This window comes from Lentibacillus populi (assembly GCA_014642895.1).
GTDB classification, from domain to species: Bacteria; Bacillota; Bacilli; order Bacillales; family Amphibacillaceae; genus Lentibacillus_C; species Lentibacillus_C populi.
Window position 1 is genome coordinate 321766 of record BMJD01000001.1, and the last position, 15945, is coordinate 337710.

Genomic DNA, 15945 nt, shown 5'->3' on the forward strand with positions numbered 1-15945 from the left:
CATTTTTTAATTTGTCTATATGCCTTCTTAAAATTTTGGTAGGATGAACACAAGGCTTATTTACATTCCCGTTGAAAAATCGGACGAAGATATTAGCTCTAGCCTGATCTGCATTACAGTGTTGAGAATTTATTGCTAGTATGATTGGAAATATTCCTGAGTACCGGCATTTTTGATTAACATATTAAACCCTTCTTTCTGAAACGTATCCATGATCAGCTCTATTAGTTATAATCTGAAGCTATTGTTTTGTCCAAAAAGGGTATACACATAATGAAGTTAAATAGTTTGCATCTTTATCACTGTAACTATATGCATATAATTTGCATGTGCAGGAAAGCTCTGCTAATCTTGGGTTAAAAGGGTGAATATTCGCGCCCTTTTTAAACATAATTTGAAGGAGGACGTTCGTAATGGCAAAATTTGAATTACCAGAATTACCTTATGCATACGATGCTTTAGAACCGACAATTGATAAAGAAACAATGAATATCCATCATACAAAGCATCACAATACTTATGTTACAAAGCTGAACGGTGCGCTTGAGGGAAAAGCTGACCTTCAGGAAAAATCGCTTGAAGACCTGATTTCAAACCTTGATGCTGTACCAGAGGATATTCGTACAGCTGTACGGAATAACGGTGGTGGCCATGCAAACCATAGCTTATTCTGGAAAGTACTTTCTCCAAATGGCGGTGGCGAACCATCCGGTGAATTAGCTGATAAATTAACTGGTAAGTTTGGCAGCTTCGATAAGTTCAAAAAAGAATTCGAAGCAGCAGCAACAGGTCGCTTTGGTTCTGGCTGGGCATGGTTAGTACTCCATAATGGTGAGCTTGAAATTACTAGTACACCAAATCAAGACAACCCAGTAATGGAAGGTAAAACACCGCTTCTTGGTCTTGATGTTTGGGAGCATGCATATTATCTAAAATATCAAAACAAACGTCCTGAATATGTTTCAGCGTTCTGGAATGTTGTGAACTGGGATGAAGTTGCAAAAAATTACGAAGCAGCTAAATAAAATATACGCTTAGCAAAAACACGGGGAAGCACCCCGTGTTTTTGCTTGCTATAAAACGCAACCCTTTTGCATATCTAATGGTGATTTGTTCACACTATTAGATATACAAAAGGAGCTTAAAGACAATGCTAAAAAGTTTAGAACACCTAACAGGAAAAGTAGAAATCAATCGGGATTTAATCTTTTTATTAGTGATTGGCGGTCTCTATTCCTTAGGGATATTTCTCTCCAATACCTTTGTTAACATTTATCTTTGGAAACAATCGGGTGACTATATTACAATCGCCGTGTATAATCTGGGGATTTATTTGTTTCAGCCAATTATGTTTATTCTTGCAGGAAAAATTGCGAAAAAGATTGATCGCGTTATTGTATTACGATTAGGGGTAACATTTTTATCTCTATTTTTTTTGAGTGTTTTAATGATAGGTGAGAAGGCCTCCACCTATAATTTTTTGCTTGGGAGCGTGCTTGGCATTGGTTACGGGTTTTACTGGCTCGCCTACAACGTCTTAACCTTTGAAATAACCGAGCCGGAGACGCGGGATTTCTTTAATGGCTTTCTTGGGGTTCTGCAATCGTTCGGTGGGATGATTGGTCCGGTATTAGCAGGGGTTATTATCGCTAAAATGACCGATAATATTGGCTACACAACCATCTTTACTGTCTCCTTTATTTTATTCATTTGTGCCGTTGCATGCAGCTTTTTTTTAAATCGCCGGCAAGCAGAAGGGAATTTTTACTTTAAACGCATTTTGATTGAACGGCACCATAATAAAAGCTGGCGAAAAATTTTACATGCCCATGTTGTTCAAGGATTACGTGAAGGAATCTTTGCGTTTGTTATTGCGATTTGGGTCTTTCTCGTTACGAAAAGTGAATTGTCCCTGGGGATGTTTAATCTGGTTCTTTCCGGTTTATCTTTTGTTTTTTACTTTGTAGCAACAAAATTTATAAAACCGTCGCTACGTAAAAAGGCAATCCTGCTTGGTGGGCTTTTGCTTTATTTTTCCATCTTCATTATTTTGTTCCACATTAGTTACTTCAATCTGATCATTTATGCCATTGTAATCGGCATTGCTTATCCGATCATCAATGTTCCATATGCCTCCCTTACATATGATGTAATCGGGAAGGCGTGGAGGGCTAAGGACTTGCGGGTAGAATATATTGTCGTCCGGGAGCTGTTTGTTAATATCGGACGTGTCATTTCGATTCTGATTTTCCTGATTTCCGTTTCCCTTTTCCAGGCTGAAAAAATTATCCCGGTACTTCTGGTTGTACTAGGAATTGGACATCTGCTTATTTACTTTTTTGTCAAGGATATTTATTTAGGCAGTTCGAGAAAAAAACAAGTTTTAATAAAAGAACAGCTTACCGATGAAAAAAATCGCTAAAATGGCTTAGAATTTGCCCGGAAAAATGCTATAATAGGAAGAAATGCATAGAGAGGGCAGGGGGAGAAACATGGTAAAGAAGAAAAAAAAGAGACGGCAGCTTCCCTTTCGTTTAAATATATTGTTTTTTGTTGTATTTTTGTTATTCTCGGTCTTAATTTTGCAGCTTGGGGTTGTGCAAATATTGAACGGAGATAGCTTTCAGAAAGAAATTGACAGAACCGATCAGGATATATCAAAAACCCCTGTACCACGGGGAAAGATTTATGATCGTTATCATAATGTTGTGGTAGACAACGAGCCAATTTACTCCATTACCTATACCCCTGCTAAGGGTGTACAGGCTGAAGACAGATTGGATGTAGCGGAAAAGCTGGCCAACTATATTTCCATGTATAATGATAAAAATAAGGAAGATAAATTAGCTGCCATAACAATGCGGGATAAAAAGGAATACTGGTATTTAAAGCATGACGAAGAAGCAAATAAGCTGTTAACTGAAAAAGAGGCAGCTGACATGAAGCCAGCAGAGCAATACAAGACTATTTTGGAGCGAATTAAAGAAGAAGAGGTTGACGATTTAACGGAAGAGCAGCAAAAGGTTATTCTCATAAAAAAAGAATTGGATAAAGCAATGACGCTAACACCGCATATCGTGAAAAATGAAGATGTTACACCGGAGGAATATGCCAAAGTTGCGGAACATTTAAATGAACTTCCCGGGATTAATGCAACGACAGACTGGAACAGAGCATATCCTTATGACGATACATTTAAAAGCTTGCTTGGTTCCATCACCTCGCAAACAGAGGGTATTCTGGCCGAAAAGGAAAACTATTACCTGACCCGCGGCTATAGTCCGAATGACCGGGTTGGCAGGAGCGGATTGGAAGAACAGTATGAGGAACTCTTAAGGGGCAGAAAAGAACAAATTGAGTATACGACAAACAAAAACGGTGAAATTGTCGATACGAATGTTGTCGTAGAAGGCCAGCGTGGGAAAGATTTGGTTTTAACGATCGACATGAAATTTCAGGAACGTGTTGATAAAATTCTTCGCGAAGAACTGAAAAAAGTGATCCAAAAACATCCCTATGATAACCGTTTTGTAGATGACGCGTTAGCCGTTGTTATGAACCCGAAAACTGGTGAATTATTAGCCGTTTCCGGCCAGCATTACGATCGTGAAAAAGGTAAGTTTAGCAATGTTGCCTACAAAACATTGTATGATCAGCACAGGCCTGGTTCTGCCGTGAAAGGTGCAACGGTTTTATCCGGATACCAATCTGGCGTCATAACACCAGGACAAACTTTTTACGATGCACCGATTAAAATTAAAGGGACACCGGAAAAGGGTTCGTATAATTCCCTTGGATCAGTTAATGATTTGGACGCATTAAAGAGATCATCGAACGTTTATATGTTTTATATCGCATTACGAATGGGCGGAGAATACAATTACCAGTATAACCAGCCTGTTACCTTTCATAAAGAAGCATTTCAGAAAATGCGTAACTATTTCGATCAATTTGGCCTTGGTGTGTCAACCGGCGTTGACTTCCCTTATGAAGGAACAGGATACAAAGGACCGGAACCAGTTGCTGGTAATCTGATGGACTTTGCGATTGGTCAGTATGATACATTTACTACAATGCAGCTGGCCCAATATGTTTCCACAATTGCCAATGATGGACTGCGCGTACGGCCACACTTTTTAAAAGAGGCTCGTGTTCCGAGTGCATCTGAAGAGCGGCTTGGAGCTGTGTTTAAAAGTGTTAACACAGACGTATTAAATCGAATTGAAATGAGTCAGAATTATATTGAACGCGTCCAGGAAGGGTTTCGCCGCGTATATCAGGAACCGCGTGGTACTGCCTATACTGAATTTAGTGGGAAAGACTATAATCCGGCCGGGAAAACAGGTACAGCTGAGAACGAAGTATATAAAAACGGTAATCAGTACAATACCGAAAATCTCTCGCTTGTCGGTTATGCGCCATTTGATGATCCGGAAATAGCTATGGCCATCATTGTACCGAATACGGGTGTTGATAAAGGGGATCATGTTAACAATAAAATTGGCGAACGAATTATGGATACCTATTTCGACTTGAAAGAAGAACACAATGAAGAAGCAGAATAAAGTGAGGCTTCATTCAATGGTGGTTTCCGATGTACAGGACGTGCCAGTGAAGGCGAAGGCATGTGGACGTGTGGTTTTAGCCTGCCCTTCCTCCCCCACCTTCTCCAGTTTTTGATTTACTCACGCTTAAGATGGGGGTGTTACAGCCCGTTAATGCGTGATAAATGATAAGTTACATTTAACCTATAACCTTTTTAAAGGTTATAGGTTTTTTTACGTTAAATTTACATCTAGTTTATACGCCCTTAACATTCATAAACTATCATCGAATTATAGGAGGAATGAACTAGTCCTTCTATAAAACAAACAATCGTTGGGGGTATTCAAATGAGAAAGAAAATGAAGCTTTTGCTTACGGCAGTACTAGTGGTCATGTCCTTAGGGGTGCTTGCGGCATGCAATTCGGAAAGCGAAGCAAATAATAGTGAAAAAGCGAACGAAAAAGAAACATCAGGTTCGTTAACCATTTCTGGTTCCAGTGCTATGCAGCCATTAATTGCTGCTGCTGCAGAAGAATTTATGAGTCAGCATCCAGAAGCCAATATTCAAGTGAATGCCGGAGGATCTGGTACAGGGTTAAGTGAAGTGTCAGAGGGAGCCGTTGACATTGGGAATTCGGATGTTTTCGCTGAGGAAAAAGAAGGAATACCGGCTGATGAGCTCGTAGATCATAAGGTTGCTGTTGTCGGTATGGCCCCCGTTGTTCACCCCGATACTGGGGTAACAGATATTACGAAAGAGGATTTAATTAAAGTATTCACTGGTGAAATAAAAAATTGGTCTGAATTAGGAGGAGCGGATCAGAAAATAATCTTGGTGAACCGACCTGATTCATCTGGAACACGGGCAACTTTTGTTGAATTTGGTTTGGACGGGGCTGTCCCTGCAGAAGGGGTCACTGAGGATTCATCCAATACAGTTAAAAAGATTGTTGCTGAGACTCCTGGTGCAATTGGCTATCTCGCTTTTTCCTATCTATCGGATGATACCGTTGCTGCACTGTCAGTAAATGGAGTAAAGGCAAATGACAAAAATGTTCAGTCAGGAGAATATCCAATTTGGGCATATCAGCATTCCTATACAAAAGGAGAGCCTAAGGGGCTGGCCAAGGAATTCTTAGACTTCTTAGCGAGTGATACGATCCAGGAAGGACTTTTAACCGATCAAGGTTATATTGCTGCTACAAAAATGGAAGTAAAGCGTGATGCAGAAGGAAACCAATCAAAGAAATAGTCATGAGTCGAGGGAGTTCAAAAATTATCAAATGGATAAACGTTTCTCGTTTGCCGGCTTTTTGAACATGAATGAATAGTTGGTGTTAGAGTAAACGGAAATATCGTTTACTCTAACACACGTTTAGGAGTGTACTGTTATGGAATCTGTAGCTTCAACAGCAAAAGATCGACTAATAAAATCAACGAAGCGAAAAAATCATGGAGAATCTAGTGGGAAGGTTATCGTCACACTCGCCGCCTTGATTATTATTGCTGCAACGTTATCGATGACCATCTTTTTATCGATAAAGGGAATGCAGGCATTTATCATAAATGGCGTAAATCCAATTGAATTCTTGACGTCAACTGAATGGAATCCGACTGGGGAGAACCCGGAATTCGGCGCATTTCCGTTCATCTTTGGTTCATTAGCGGTTACGTTAATGGCTGCTTTGATTGCTGGCCCACTTGGGATTGGCGGAGCCATTTTTATGACAGAAATAGCTCCATCGTGGGGAAGAAAAATATTGCAGCCAATTATTGAGCTCTTAGTCGGAATTCCCAGTGTTGTTTATGGATTTATCGCATTAACAATTATCGTTCCCTTTATTAGGGATTATTCATCTGGAACTGGTTACAGCTTACTTGCAGGAATAATTGTGTTAGCTGTCATGATTCTTCCAACGATCACGACCATATCAACGGATGCGATTGCCGCCATACCCAATCATTTACGAGATGGTTCTTATGCACTGGGGGCAACAAGGTGGCAAACAATCTGGAAGGTATTGCTTCCTTCGGTCATGCCCTCCTTATGGACAGCAATTATTTTGGGTATGGCCCGGGCTTTTGGAGAAGCATTGGCAGTCCAGATGGTAATTGGAAACGTCAGAGATTTACCTGGCAGTATCTTTGATCCATCTGCAACATTAACATCGATTATTACGCTAAACATGGGTCATACGACGTATGGCAGTATAGAAAATAACACGCTTTGGTCAATGGGGCTAATTCTGTTGCTTATTTCTTTACTGTTTATTTTAATCATTCGATTCTTGTCAGCTAGGAGGAAAATCTGATGCATGCAAAAGTAGCTGATAAAATAGCAACCGGTATACTTTATGTCGTTGCTTTCCTTTTCATAACCTTGTTAGTAAGTTTATTTTCATATATTTTGTTTCAAGGTGTTCCATATATATCACTGGATTTCCTTACCTCGCCTTCAAGTACAGTCCAGGCTGGTGGAGGGATAAGGGATCAGCTGTTTAATTCTTTTTATATTTTATTTATCACAATGATTATTACTGTTCCATTAGGGGTTTGCGGTGGGATCTACATGGCCGAATATGCAAAACCTGGTAAAGTGACGAACGCGATTCGTACGTGTATTGAAATGCTGGCATCGCTTCCTTCGATCGTTGTAGGAATGTTTGGTCTGCTCATTTTCGTCAATACAACCGGATGGGGATATACCATTATTGGGGGAGCATTAGCATTGACCATCTTTAACATCCCGGTAATGGTTCGGGTGAGCGAGGATGCAGTTCGCAGTGTGCCACAAGATCAGAAAGAAGCTAGCCTTGCCTTAGGGATTACAAAATGGCATACCATTAAAACAGTAATACTGCCGGCCGCTTTTCCTGGAATATTGACAGGCGCAATCCTTGCATCTGGCCGGATATTCGGAGAAGCGGCGGCATTATTATTTACTGCCGGATTATCAACACCAAATCTGGATTATGGCAATTGGAATCCATTTTCGGCGTCATCACCATTAAATATTTTCCGGCCTGCCGAGACGCTAGCTGTCCATATTTGGGCTGTTAATACGAATGGCATTATGCCGGATGTACAGGAAATTGCGGCAGGTTCGTCTGCTGTGCTCGTTTTATCTGTATTACTTTTCAATATTATCGCACGAGTAACAGGTAAAAGGATTCAAAAGAAATTAACGGCGAGTAAATAAGGAAGGCAGGTGTTTAGAGAATGGTCACCGTGCTAAACAGGGCAGAGCAGAAAACAGTAAAGCGAAAGCAAAAGATAACGAAACAAATCAAACCAATTCTTCAAACCCAAAATTTATCAATTTCCTATGGGGAAAATAAAGCCGTTCAAGATGTTTCATTACCATTTAGTAAAAATAGTATTACGGCATTAATAGGTCCTTCAGGCTGTGGCAAATCAACCTTTTTACGAACTATCAACCGGATGAACGACATTATTCCAAGTGCATCGTATGAGGGAGAAATCATCTATGAAGACGTAAATATTCTGGATAAGAATATCGATGTTATTGCATTACGAAAAGAGATTGGTATGGTTTTTCAAAAGCCAAACCCGTTTGCCAAGTCGATCTATAACAATATTGCCCATGCGTTACGATTTTACAACATTAAAAAGAAAACGGTTCTCGCTGAATTGGTAGAGGAGAGCCTTACAAACGCTGCACTTTGGGATGAAGTAAAAGATCGGCTGCACGAGTCTGCCTATCAATTATCAGGTGGACAGCAACAACGTCTATGTATTGCCAGGACACTTGCGATGAAACCGAATGTACTGCTGCTTGATGAGCCATCATCTGCCCTTGATCCTGTCTCAAATGCAAAAATCGAGGAACTTATTATGAAGCTGAAGGAAAAATATACGATTATTATTGTCACCCATAACATGCAGCAAGCAGCAAGGATCTCAGATCAAACAGCTTTTTTTCTGAACGGGAAGCTAATCGAATATGATAAGACAGATAAAATTTTTCTGAATCCGGCAAATAAGGAAACAGAAGCCTATATATCAGGAAGATTCGGATAGGGGGGAAGGCGTATGACGCTAGTAGTGCAGAAGAAAGCAGCATTTGCAATGGAAGAATTAAATCTCTGGTATGAACGATTTCACGCACTAAAGGATATTTCTTTCCAGATTAATAAAAATGAAGTGACAGCGATTATTGGGCCTTCCGGGTGTGGTAAATCAACGTTTATCAAGACACTGAATCTGATGGCACTGCGAATTCCGGGTGTAAAAATGACAGGTGGGATTCTTTTTGAAAACCAGAACCTCGTAACAGATAAAACAGATCTTGTTCATCTGCGGAAAAAGGTTGGCATGATTTTTCAAAAAGGGAATCCATTTCCGCAATCCATTTATGATAATGTTGCATATGGACCGCGGATTCATGGCATAAAAAAGCGATGTCAGCTGGATGAAATTGTAGAGGAGGCTTTAAAACGTGTTGCCCTTTGGCAAGAGGTAAAAGATCGCTTAAAAAGAAATGCATTCGATCTATCCGGCGGCCAGCAGCAGCGCTTATGTATTGCACGTGCAATTGCAACGAAACCAACCTGTCTTTTGCTGGATGAACCAACATCTGCATTGGACCCTGTTTCAACTAAAAGCATCGAAGAACTGGTTACGGAGTTAAAGGAAAATTACACGATTGTTATGGTTACGCACAACATGCAGCAGGCGGCAAGGATATCTGATAAAACCGCTTTTTTCTTAAATGGGGAAGTTGTGGAGGTTAATACAACAAATAAGCTATTTTCCAATCCCGAGCAAAAAGAAACCGAAGACTATATTACTGGACGTTTTGGATGAAGGAGGATGCTAATGGCTGTAAGAGAACAATTTCACAATGATTTACAGCGAATAAAGCAAGCTATTATCAAACTGGCATCTGCAACCGAGGAGGCTCTTTGTATGTCAGTGGATGCACTATTTAATCAGGATGTTATATTGGCAAATCGGATTATTAGCCAGGATAAGGATATCGATAAACAGGAATTTTCGATTAATGATAGAGTAATTCTGCTGATCGCTAAACAACAACCTGTGGCAGAAGATTTACGGAGATTAATCATTGCCCTAAGAATAACGAATGATTTGGAACGAATGGGCGATAATGCAAAGAATATCGCAAAAGCGGCTATTCACCTTGGTGAGGATCACAGATTAACCATTCATGAAAAAATAAAAAATATGCGGGATATTGCATTAGAAATGCTCCATACCGCGATGAATGCCTTTGAATTTGAGGATATTTCAATTGCTGGCAAACTTTCAGAGATGGATGACAAGATGGATGAAACCTATGAACAGGTTATCAAAGAAATGCTTGAAGAAACCACAACAAATCCAGAAAAAACGCAGTACATTATGCAAATGGCATTCAGCGCAAGGTATATGGAGCGGTTCGCGGACCATATTACGAATATAGGTGAAAGCATCCTGTTTTTAGTTAAAGGTGAATCCTATAAGTTAAATTAAAAAGCTGTTTTGTGGCAGGATTTCATCTCCTGCCTGCAAAACAGCTTTTTCTCATTTTGTAATTTCTTCTGCGATTTCTTTTTGGTTCATGGAACTTGATACCTTGAATTTACCTAGCTGGACCTTTGTATCGTATCCTTTATCTTTCAGGAATTTGCTGAATTTGCCGGCATCATCAATGATACCATTTTCTACTAAGGCATCACTAATCTCTGAAGATGCCATGCCTGATTTAATTGTTAAGGTATATGTTTTTTCTTCTTTTTCTGCTTCATCGGCTTTGTTTTCTTTGTCTTCATCCGCTTTTTCTGCGCTGTTATTATCTTCAGCTTGTCCTTCCGCTGATGCTTTTTCCGTTTTTTCAGCCTCTTGTTTATCCTTATCATTGTTTACGGATAATGATATATATTCAGATTCGGATAAGACACGATAGCCATCCGCTTGCAATGCCGTAATCATTTCGTCATTTGGTATATTCTCTACATTTTTTTTCGAGTCATCAACAAACAAAAATAAGATTAACACGATTAATGACGCTGTAAATAGGCCTAGTGAAAATAAACGAACAGGTTGTTTCATGATATTCTCCTCATCTGCAAATTATTTATTTCTTAGAATCGCTTTTATGTCACTGCTGTTTAATTCCGTCTGTTTGGCAATGGTTTCTGTTGAATATCCTTGTTCATGCAACGCATGGACTTTTTGAATTAACAGTGGTTTAATTCCCATTCGCTGTTGTGGCTGAATATCATTTGCCATGTCTTCTGCAAGTAATTCTTCTTCCAAAATCTTAATCTTTTTCTTTAACTGATATGTATCCTGCATCGTTGAAATAGAAAACTGTTCAAATTGACTCTCCAGATCATCGAATTTGTCATTCATAAAAAATGTTAGAACAAACAAGACTACAGCAACAGCTATCAGTGTAATTAATACATAAATCATATGCATACCTCCATATTATTCTCCCATTATAGTTATAACATAGAATTGCCAACAGGAAAACTGGTATTTTTTTATAGTGCTTGATTGAGACCGTGAAATCTGCTATTATAATGAGGTCTGAAATAAATTATTTGCCTGTAAAAGTAAGATGTACAGTTTGGAGGGAAAGAATCATGCGTGTAAACATTACATTGGCTTGTACAGAAACCGGTGATCGTAATTATATTACTACTAAAAACAAGCGTACAAACCCTGAGCGAATCGAGCTTATGAAATATAGTCCAAGACTTAAAAAGCATACGCTGCATCGTGAAACAAAATAAATATATAAATAAAACTCTTATCATTGGGATAAGAGTTTTATTTATATATTCTATTCGTAATACGATATACTTGGAGAGCAGGGGGCGAATTACATTGAATAAACCTGAATTAAGGCAATCCATTATTACCTATTTAAAACAGCTGTCAACAGTAGAAAAACAAACCATTGAAAAGAAACTGGCAAGTTATCTAATTACGCTTGACACGTGGAAACAGGCCAAAACAGTCGGAATTACAATTTCACAACAATTGGAATGGGATACAAAGCCGATTATTGAAACAGCATGGGAAGAAGGAAAAACCGTTTGTGTTCCGAAATGCCTGCCAAAAGAGAAAAAGCTGATCTTTTACGAGTTTTACACTTATAACCAACTGGAGACGGTTTATTATCATTTATTGGAACCAAAACCTGACGAATCGATAGAGGTAGAGAAGGACAACATAGATTTGCTGCTTGTTCCAGGACTGCTTTTTGATAAAAAAGGCTATCGCATCGGATTTGGTGGCGGGTATTATGATCGTTTTTTAAGTGATTTCCCGAATCAAACGGTTTCTATAACAAGTGAACGTCAAGTCGTTGATCAGCTGCCGAAAGAATCATTTGATATACCTGTCAGCCGGATTTTAACTGAAAACGGACTGGCCAACCAGGGGGATTTATTATGAATCAAAAGCGTTACTCCCGGCAGTTATTATTTGCACCTATTCGGAAAACCGGGCAAAAGATGTTGGCGGAAAGCACTGTCCTTGTCGTGGGTGCAGGAGCATTAGGGACGGTCATTAGCAATCATCTTGTTCGGGCGGGTGTCGGAACTGTTCGGATTGTGGATCGGGATTATGTTGAATTAAGCAATTTGCAGCGGCAAATGTTGTTTGACGAAGATGATGTAAAGGAAGCACTTCCGAAAGCAATTGCAGCAAAAAGAAAGCTGCAAAAGATAAATAGCGAGATTAGTATTGAAGCAATTATTGACAATGTGACAAGCGAAAATATCGACGCGCATATGGAAGGCGTCGATGTTGTGATGGATGGAACTGACAATTTCACGACACGTTTCCTGTTGAATGATAGCTGCTTTAAGAAAAATATACCTTTTTCCTATGGTGGTGTTGTAAGTGCAAGGGGAATGACAACATTGTTTGTTCCTGGTGAGACACCATGCCTGCGCTGTATCACCAAGGAAGAGGCAGAAAACGGACAAACATGTGATACGGTTGGTGTGATCGGGCCTGCTGTTGATATGATCGCATCAATTGAGGTTATCGAGGTGCTTAAATATTTGACAGGCAATAAAAGCGCGCTGCGTAATACATTAAAAACAATTGATTTCTGGTTTAATACACAATTCGAGATAAAATTGACCAAAGTAAACCCGGAATGTTTAACGTGTCAAAAAAAGGAGTTCCCAGCATTACAGAAAAAAGTACAGGATCTGGAGACCGTGTTGTGTGGTCGAAACACAGTGCAAATACATCAAAGAGCGGAATGGGACCTGGAAAAGCTGGAAGATCGGCTGGCAAAGATCATGACAATAAAACGAACTCCGTTTTTACTGAAAGCACAAATTAGTAATGGTGCAACTTTTGTCATCTTTCCAGATGGCCGTGTACTTGTACAAGGAACAGAGGACATCACCAAGGCAAGGACATTATATGATCGATACATTGGATCCTGATGCATAAAACGCCTGTTGCTGACAAATAATTAATAACACCACTACCAAACAGAAAAGGGTGTTTACATGCGGGCGATATTAATTTTCGCTGCGATTGCTGCAGCTGTATCCGTACTATATAAATGGCGTTACAGATTGATTAACACAATACTTGCAATAAGTTTTTTACGTCGAATGGTGATAGCTATCACCATGAATATGCCGGAAATAAAAGAGAAAGTCCTGTCTAGTTTCTTTAAAAAACCAGCAGGCAGCAATAATTGAAAGAAGTTGATTTTCAGCTTCTTTTTTTGTTTTTGTTACGTAATTTTTTACAAGTTCTGTTATGATGGTTTTTAGGTGGTGACAACATGTATGTGAATGAACAGTATACGATGTATCGATTAGCATATCACTTAGTAAAAGATGACCGGTTTGAAGTACTCCATATCAATGACAATCAGGAGGAAATTTGGCTGGAGCGTTATGCGAATAAACAATCACAAATCATTCGTTTGCTGCATCATGGATTCGACTGGAAAAACCATTTAAAAAAAGACATTGCAATCGTATTCCAAAAAACGAAAGCAATGAAACGATTACTGCAGGGAAAAAACGTACAAGTACATAATGTATATGTATCCTCTCATGCTCCGGTAGATGATTGGGAGGAACTAAAGATGCCAATGCAATTGAATGAAAAAAATCCGGTAAAAATGAATGTTTATTATGTGGATGATGAAAGCGGGGAGGAAGAATTAAGCAGACTTTACCGGGATGTGGATGGGTCGGTACATAATAAAACCGCTACCCCGACAGATAGTGAGAAGGAAGAACAAATCAGTTATTATCAAAAACAGTTAACAAACAGTTTATACAATAAACAAAAAGAAGCGGAAACTGTTTTTTCTCACGGAAAACCATTTTTAACATACTTGCTGCTTCTAGTTAATATTTTGATGTTTTTTTTGCTGGAGATAAATGGTGGTAGTACTGCAACACAAAATCTGATTGACTATGGTGCTAAATATAACCCCGCCATTATGGACGGGGAATGGTGGCGGATTGTTTCCTCGATGTTTTTGCATATCGGTTTACTGCACTTATTTATGAATATGCTGGCATTGTATTATTTAGGACCGGGCGTCGAGCGGATTTATGGTTCGGGGCGATTTATAATCATTTATTTTCTTTCCGGAATAGGTGCTGGATTGGCCAGTTTTGCCATGTCGGCAAATGTCTCAGCTGGAGCATCCGGTGCATTGTTTGGCCTGTTCGGGGCGTTATTATTTTTCGGTCTTAACTACAAAAAAATCTTCTTACAGACAATGGGAAAAGGGATTCTTGTATTGATCGCTGCTAATATTATTTTTGGTTTTTCCGTTCCGCAAATTGACAACAGTGCGCATATTGGCGGGTTAATTACCGGATTTATTGCCTCGGCACTCGTCGGTCTGCCAAAAAAACGGAAATTTTTAACACAGGTTTTCGGATTCGCGTTATATGTGTTCTTGATAGCAGGATTAACTATATTCGGAATCCACAATAACGAAAATAGTGCATCCTACCAATTATTGAAGATCGAGGAATTGATGCATGAAGATAATTTTCCGGCAATTATTGATCATGCTACGAAAGGACTGGAAAACCCAGGTGATTTGCGGGCGTCACTCCTGTTCCAGCGTTCCTATGCCTACATTCAATTGGGTAAAACTGATTTAGCTGTTGGTGATCTGGAAAAAGTTGTTGAATTAACAAACGAGATGCCTGAAGCTTATTATAACCTGGCAATGCTGTATATGAATCAAGGCAAAAACGATGAGGCACAACAAATGGTGAAAAAAGCATATGACCTGAAACCGGATGATAAACAGTATCAGGATTTATATGAAAAGATAACAGGTCAGAAACCCTAGTAAATAAAATAATGAGCGTCTTGGCACGATTTACAGTAATGAGACGCTCATTGAATACCCACTTAAAATCGTTGGATGAGTTTCTCCATTTTGCCGTCCAGCTGGTATAAAACCATCAGGTGGGTACGGTCTTTGGCAAATAAAACAAGGGGGATATAGCTTGATTTTAAATTATTTGTTCCAGATGATGCAGGGATAATGTAATTTTTATACAGTCCTTCCCACAGCTGGCCAATAGTCCGGTCTGTTTCCTCTTGGGTCAGATCCGGTAAACTTTCCCGATTATATTTGTGCAATGCTGTCAGCGGGATAATATCATAGGATTCATTTTCAATCTGAAAGTGCCGCATTAATTTGTTCCAGTGATAAAGCAATTGTTGTTTCGTCGTGACATCCAGTAATTCTTTCCACTCCATTGCAAATCTGTTTTTGGGTGACTGAAATGATTGAACTGGCGTTGTTGGTGAATCAACCACATATAATTCATCGTAGGACATCGCTTGCATACTTTTTATTTTATCATCTGGATAATGAATTTCACCATGATGATAGGATATCGCCTGAAAATAGCTGCTGTCCTCACTAGTAAGATCCTTCTGCAAGCTTATCGAATCCGCATTTTCTCCCCACCTGCTAATAACACCTCTAAGTCTGCCGTTATCATACAATAGTGATGCATCCTGACGCAGATATACTTGTTTGCTGCTCTTTGACTGGCTTGTCCAGCTTATTTCGTATTGCCTGTTATTTTTTTCCTGAATGAATTCTATTTCGGTAGCAGCCGATGTAAAAGTTGTTTCCTGATCAATTGGGAAATAAATAATTGTTGGAACGGAATGCATCCGTTGCAAAAAGATATAGCCGGTTAAACAAACGAACAGGGTTAATATAGAAACGAACAGCCATTTATTCAATGTTCTCATCCTTTAGCAAACTTGTCTATATTAAGGTGTATGATAAAAGTTAAACGGTTATGCCGTAAAATCTGAGTGTTATGATCAATAAGCAAGTTTTTTTGTTTTTTGAAAAAAGTAATGGTTGGCTTTACCATTTTCAAATTGAA

General features: G+C 39.2%; 17 protein-coding genes. 14 read left to right on the forward strand and 3 right to left on the reverse strand.

Annotated elements, in window-relative coordinates; genetic code table 11:
* Positions 1 to 413 precede the first annotated feature (413 nt).
* From IEX12_RS01640 to phoU, 9 genes are all read left to right on the forward strand, one after another.
* Complete coding sequence (locus tag IEX12_RS01640; RefSeq protein WP_088050652.1) at positions 414 to 1025, forward strand: superoxide dismutase; 612 nt, start codon at positions 414 to 416, stop codon at positions 1023 to 1025.
* Positions 1026 to 1150: 125 nt separating this feature from the next.
* Positions 1151 to 2422: an MFS transporter gene (locus IEX12_RS01645; protein ID WP_155554102.1), complete on the forward strand. Its 1272-nt coding sequence runs from the start codon at positions 1151 to 1153 to the stop codon at positions 2420 to 2422.
* A gap of 70 nt (positions 2423 to 2492) precedes the next feature.
* Complete coding sequence (locus IEX12_RS01650) at positions 2493 to 4565, forward strand: peptidoglycan D,D-transpeptidase FtsI family protein (protein WP_155554101.1); 2073 nt, start codon at positions 2493 to 2495, stop codon at positions 4563 to 4565.
* 327 nt (positions 4566 to 4892) lie between these two features.
* Positions 4893 to 5798, forward strand: coding sequence for a phosphate ABC transporter substrate-binding protein (locus IEX12_RS01655; RefSeq protein WP_155554100.1), 906 nt, complete (start codon positions 4893 to 4895; stop codon positions 5796 to 5798).
* A 139-nt stretch (positions 5799 to 5937) separates the two neighbouring features.
* Positions 5938 to 6858: a phosphate ABC transporter permease subunit PstC gene (pstC, locus tag IEX12_RS01660; RefSeq protein ID WP_088050648.1), complete on the forward strand. Its 921-nt coding sequence runs from the start codon at positions 5938 to 5940 to the stop codon at positions 6856 to 6858.
* Positions 6858 to 7745, forward strand: a complete 888-nt coding sequence (pstA, locus tag IEX12_RS01665; protein ID WP_088050647.1) for a phosphate ABC transporter permease PstA — start codon at positions 6858 to 6860, stop codon at positions 7743 to 7745. The genes pstC and pstA overlap by 1 nt, the downstream gene beginning before the upstream one ends.
* Before the next feature lie 20 nt (positions 7746 to 7765).
* On the forward strand, positions 7766 to 8587 hold the full coding sequence (gene pstB, locus IEX12_RS01670; protein ID WP_088050646.1) for a phosphate ABC transporter ATP-binding protein PstB: 822 nt from the start codon (positions 7766 to 7768) through the stop codon (positions 8585 to 8587).
* A gap of 12 nt (positions 8588 to 8599) precedes the next feature.
* A complete protein-coding gene (pstB, locus tag IEX12_RS01675; protein ID WP_088050645.1) occupies positions 8600 to 9373 on the forward strand; it encodes a phosphate ABC transporter ATP-binding protein PstB in 774 nt (257 codons plus the stop codon).
* Between the two features lie 12 nt (positions 9374 to 9385).
* Positions 9386 to 10042 (forward strand): phosphate signaling complex protein PhoU, encoded by a 657-nt coding sequence (phoU, locus tag IEX12_RS01680; protein WP_155554098.1) that lies wholly within the window; start codon positions 9386 to 9388, stop codon positions 10040 to 10042.
* Positions 10043 to 10093: 51 nt separating this feature from the next.
* Here the strand turns inward: phoU and IEX12_RS01685 are convergent, their stop codons facing one another.
* On the reverse strand, positions 10094 to 10621 hold the full coding sequence (locus IEX12_RS01685; protein ID WP_155554097.1) for a hypothetical protein: 528 nt from the start codon (positions 10619 to 10621) through the stop codon (positions 10094 to 10096).
* A 21-nt stretch (positions 10622 to 10642) separates the two neighbouring features.
* The gene (locus IEX12_RS01690) at positions 10643 to 10987 is read right to left on the reverse strand and encodes a hypothetical protein (protein WP_088050642.1); all 345 of its coding nucleotides are present in this window, start codon (positions 10985 to 10987) and stop codon (positions 10643 to 10645) included.
* 173 nt (positions 10988 to 11160) lie between these two features.
* Here IEX12_RS01690 and rpmG point away from each other — a divergent pair, with 173 nt between their 5' ends.
* The 5 genes from rpmG (at position 11161) to IEX12_RS01715 (ending at position 14882) form a co-directional block, all read left to right on the forward strand.
* Positions 11161 to 11310: a 50S ribosomal protein L33 gene (gene rpmG, locus IEX12_RS01695; RefSeq protein WP_021291115.1), complete on the forward strand. Its 150-nt coding sequence runs from the start codon at positions 11161 to 11163 to the stop codon at positions 11308 to 11310.
* A 94-nt stretch (positions 11311 to 11404) separates the two neighbouring features.
* Positions 11405 to 11977: a 5-formyltetrahydrofolate cyclo-ligase gene (locus tag IEX12_RS01700; RefSeq protein WP_155554096.1), complete on the forward strand. Its 573-nt coding sequence runs from the start codon at positions 11405 to 11407 to the stop codon at positions 11975 to 11977.
* On the forward strand, positions 11974 to 12987 hold the full coding sequence (locus tag IEX12_RS01705; RefSeq protein ID WP_155554095.1) for a ThiF family adenylyltransferase: 1014 nt from the start codon (positions 11974 to 11976) through the stop codon (positions 12985 to 12987). Before IEX12_RS01700 ends, IEX12_RS01705 begins: the two co-directional genes overlap by 4 nt.
* 66 nt (positions 12988 to 13053) lie before the next feature.
* A complete protein-coding gene (gene yqgO / locus IEX12_RS01710; protein WP_088050639.1) occupies positions 13054 to 13251 on the forward strand; it encodes a protein YqgO in 198 nt (65 codons plus the stop codon).
* A gap of 86 nt (positions 13252 to 13337) precedes the next feature.
* A complete protein-coding gene (locus tag IEX12_RS01715) occupies positions 13338 to 14882 on the forward strand; it encodes a rhomboid family intramembrane serine protease (protein ID WP_102415090.1) in 1545 nt (514 codons plus the stop codon).
* 62 nt (positions 14883 to 14944) lie between these two features.
* On the opposite strand, the gene IEX12_RS01720 is transcribed toward IEX12_RS01715, so the two are convergent.
* Positions 14945 to 15805 (reverse strand): hypothetical protein, encoded by an 861-nt coding sequence (locus IEX12_RS01720; protein WP_371871256.1) that lies wholly within the window; start codon positions 15803 to 15805, stop codon positions 14945 to 14947.
* Positions 15806 to 15945: the final 140 nt, after the last annotated feature.

What these genes read in the sequence shown, in the direction of transcription:
- IEX12_RS01655 (WP_155554100.1), top strand. Translation starts at nt 4,893, where the DNA reads ATGAGAAAGAAAATGAAGCTTTTGCTTACGGCAGTACTAGTGGTCATG.
- yqgO (WP_088050639.1), top strand. Translation starts at nt 13,054, where the DNA reads ATGCGGGCGATATTAATTTTCGCTGCGATTGCTGCAGCTGTATCCGTA.
- phoU (WP_155554098.1), top strand. Translation starts at nt 9,386, where the DNA reads ATGGCTGTAAGAGAACAATTTCACAATGATTTACAGCGAATAAAGCAA.
- pstB (WP_088050646.1), top strand. Translation starts at nt 7,766, where the DNA reads ATGGTCACCGTGCTAAACAGGGCAGAGCAGAAAACAGTAAAGCGAAAG.
- pstC (WP_088050648.1), top strand. Translation starts at nt 5,938, where the DNA reads ATGGAATCTGTAGCTTCAACAGCAAAAGATCGACTAATAAAATCAACG.
- IEX12_RS01650 (WP_155554101.1), top strand. Translation starts at nt 2,493, where the DNA reads ATGGTAAAGAAGAAAAAAAAGAGACGGCAGCTTCCCTTTCGTTTAAAT.
- IEX12_RS01720 (WP_371871256.1), bottom strand. Translation starts at nt 15,805, where the DNA reads ATGAGAACATTGAATAAATGGCTGTTCGTTTCTATATTAACCCTGTTC.
- IEX12_RS01715 (WP_102415090.1), top strand. Translation starts at nt 13,338, where the DNA reads ATGTATGTGAATGAACAGTATACGATGTATCGATTAGCATATCACTTA.
- pstB (WP_088050645.1), top strand. Translation starts at nt 8,600, where the DNA reads ATGACGCTAGTAGTGCAGAAGAAAGCAGCATTTGCAATGGAAGAATTA.
- IEX12_RS01645 (WP_155554102.1), top strand. Translation starts at nt 1,151, where the DNA reads ATGCTAAAAAGTTTAGAACACCTAACAGGAAAAGTAGAAATCAATCGG.
- pstA (WP_088050647.1), top strand. Translation starts at nt 6,858, where the DNA reads ATGCATGCAAAAGTAGCTGATAAAATAGCAACCGGTATACTTTATGTC.
- IEX12_RS01640 (WP_088050652.1), top strand. Translation starts at nt 414, where the DNA reads ATGGCAAAATTTGAATTACCAGAATTACCTTATGCATACGATGCTTTA.
- IEX12_RS01705 (WP_155554095.1), top strand. Translation starts at nt 11,974, where the DNA reads ATGAATCAAAAGCGTTACTCCCGGCAGTTATTATTTGCACCTATTCGG.
- IEX12_RS01685 (WP_155554097.1), bottom strand. Translation starts at nt 10,621, where the DNA reads ATGAAACAACCTGTTCGTTTATTTTCACTAGGCCTATTTACAGCGTCA.
- rpmG (WP_021291115.1), top strand. Translation starts at nt 11,161, where the DNA reads ATGCGTGTAAACATTACATTGGCTTGTACAGAAACCGGTGATCGTAAT.
- IEX12_RS01690 (WP_088050642.1), bottom strand. Translation starts at nt 10,987, where the DNA reads ATGATTTATGTATTAATTACACTGATAGCTGTTGCTGTAGTCTTGTTT.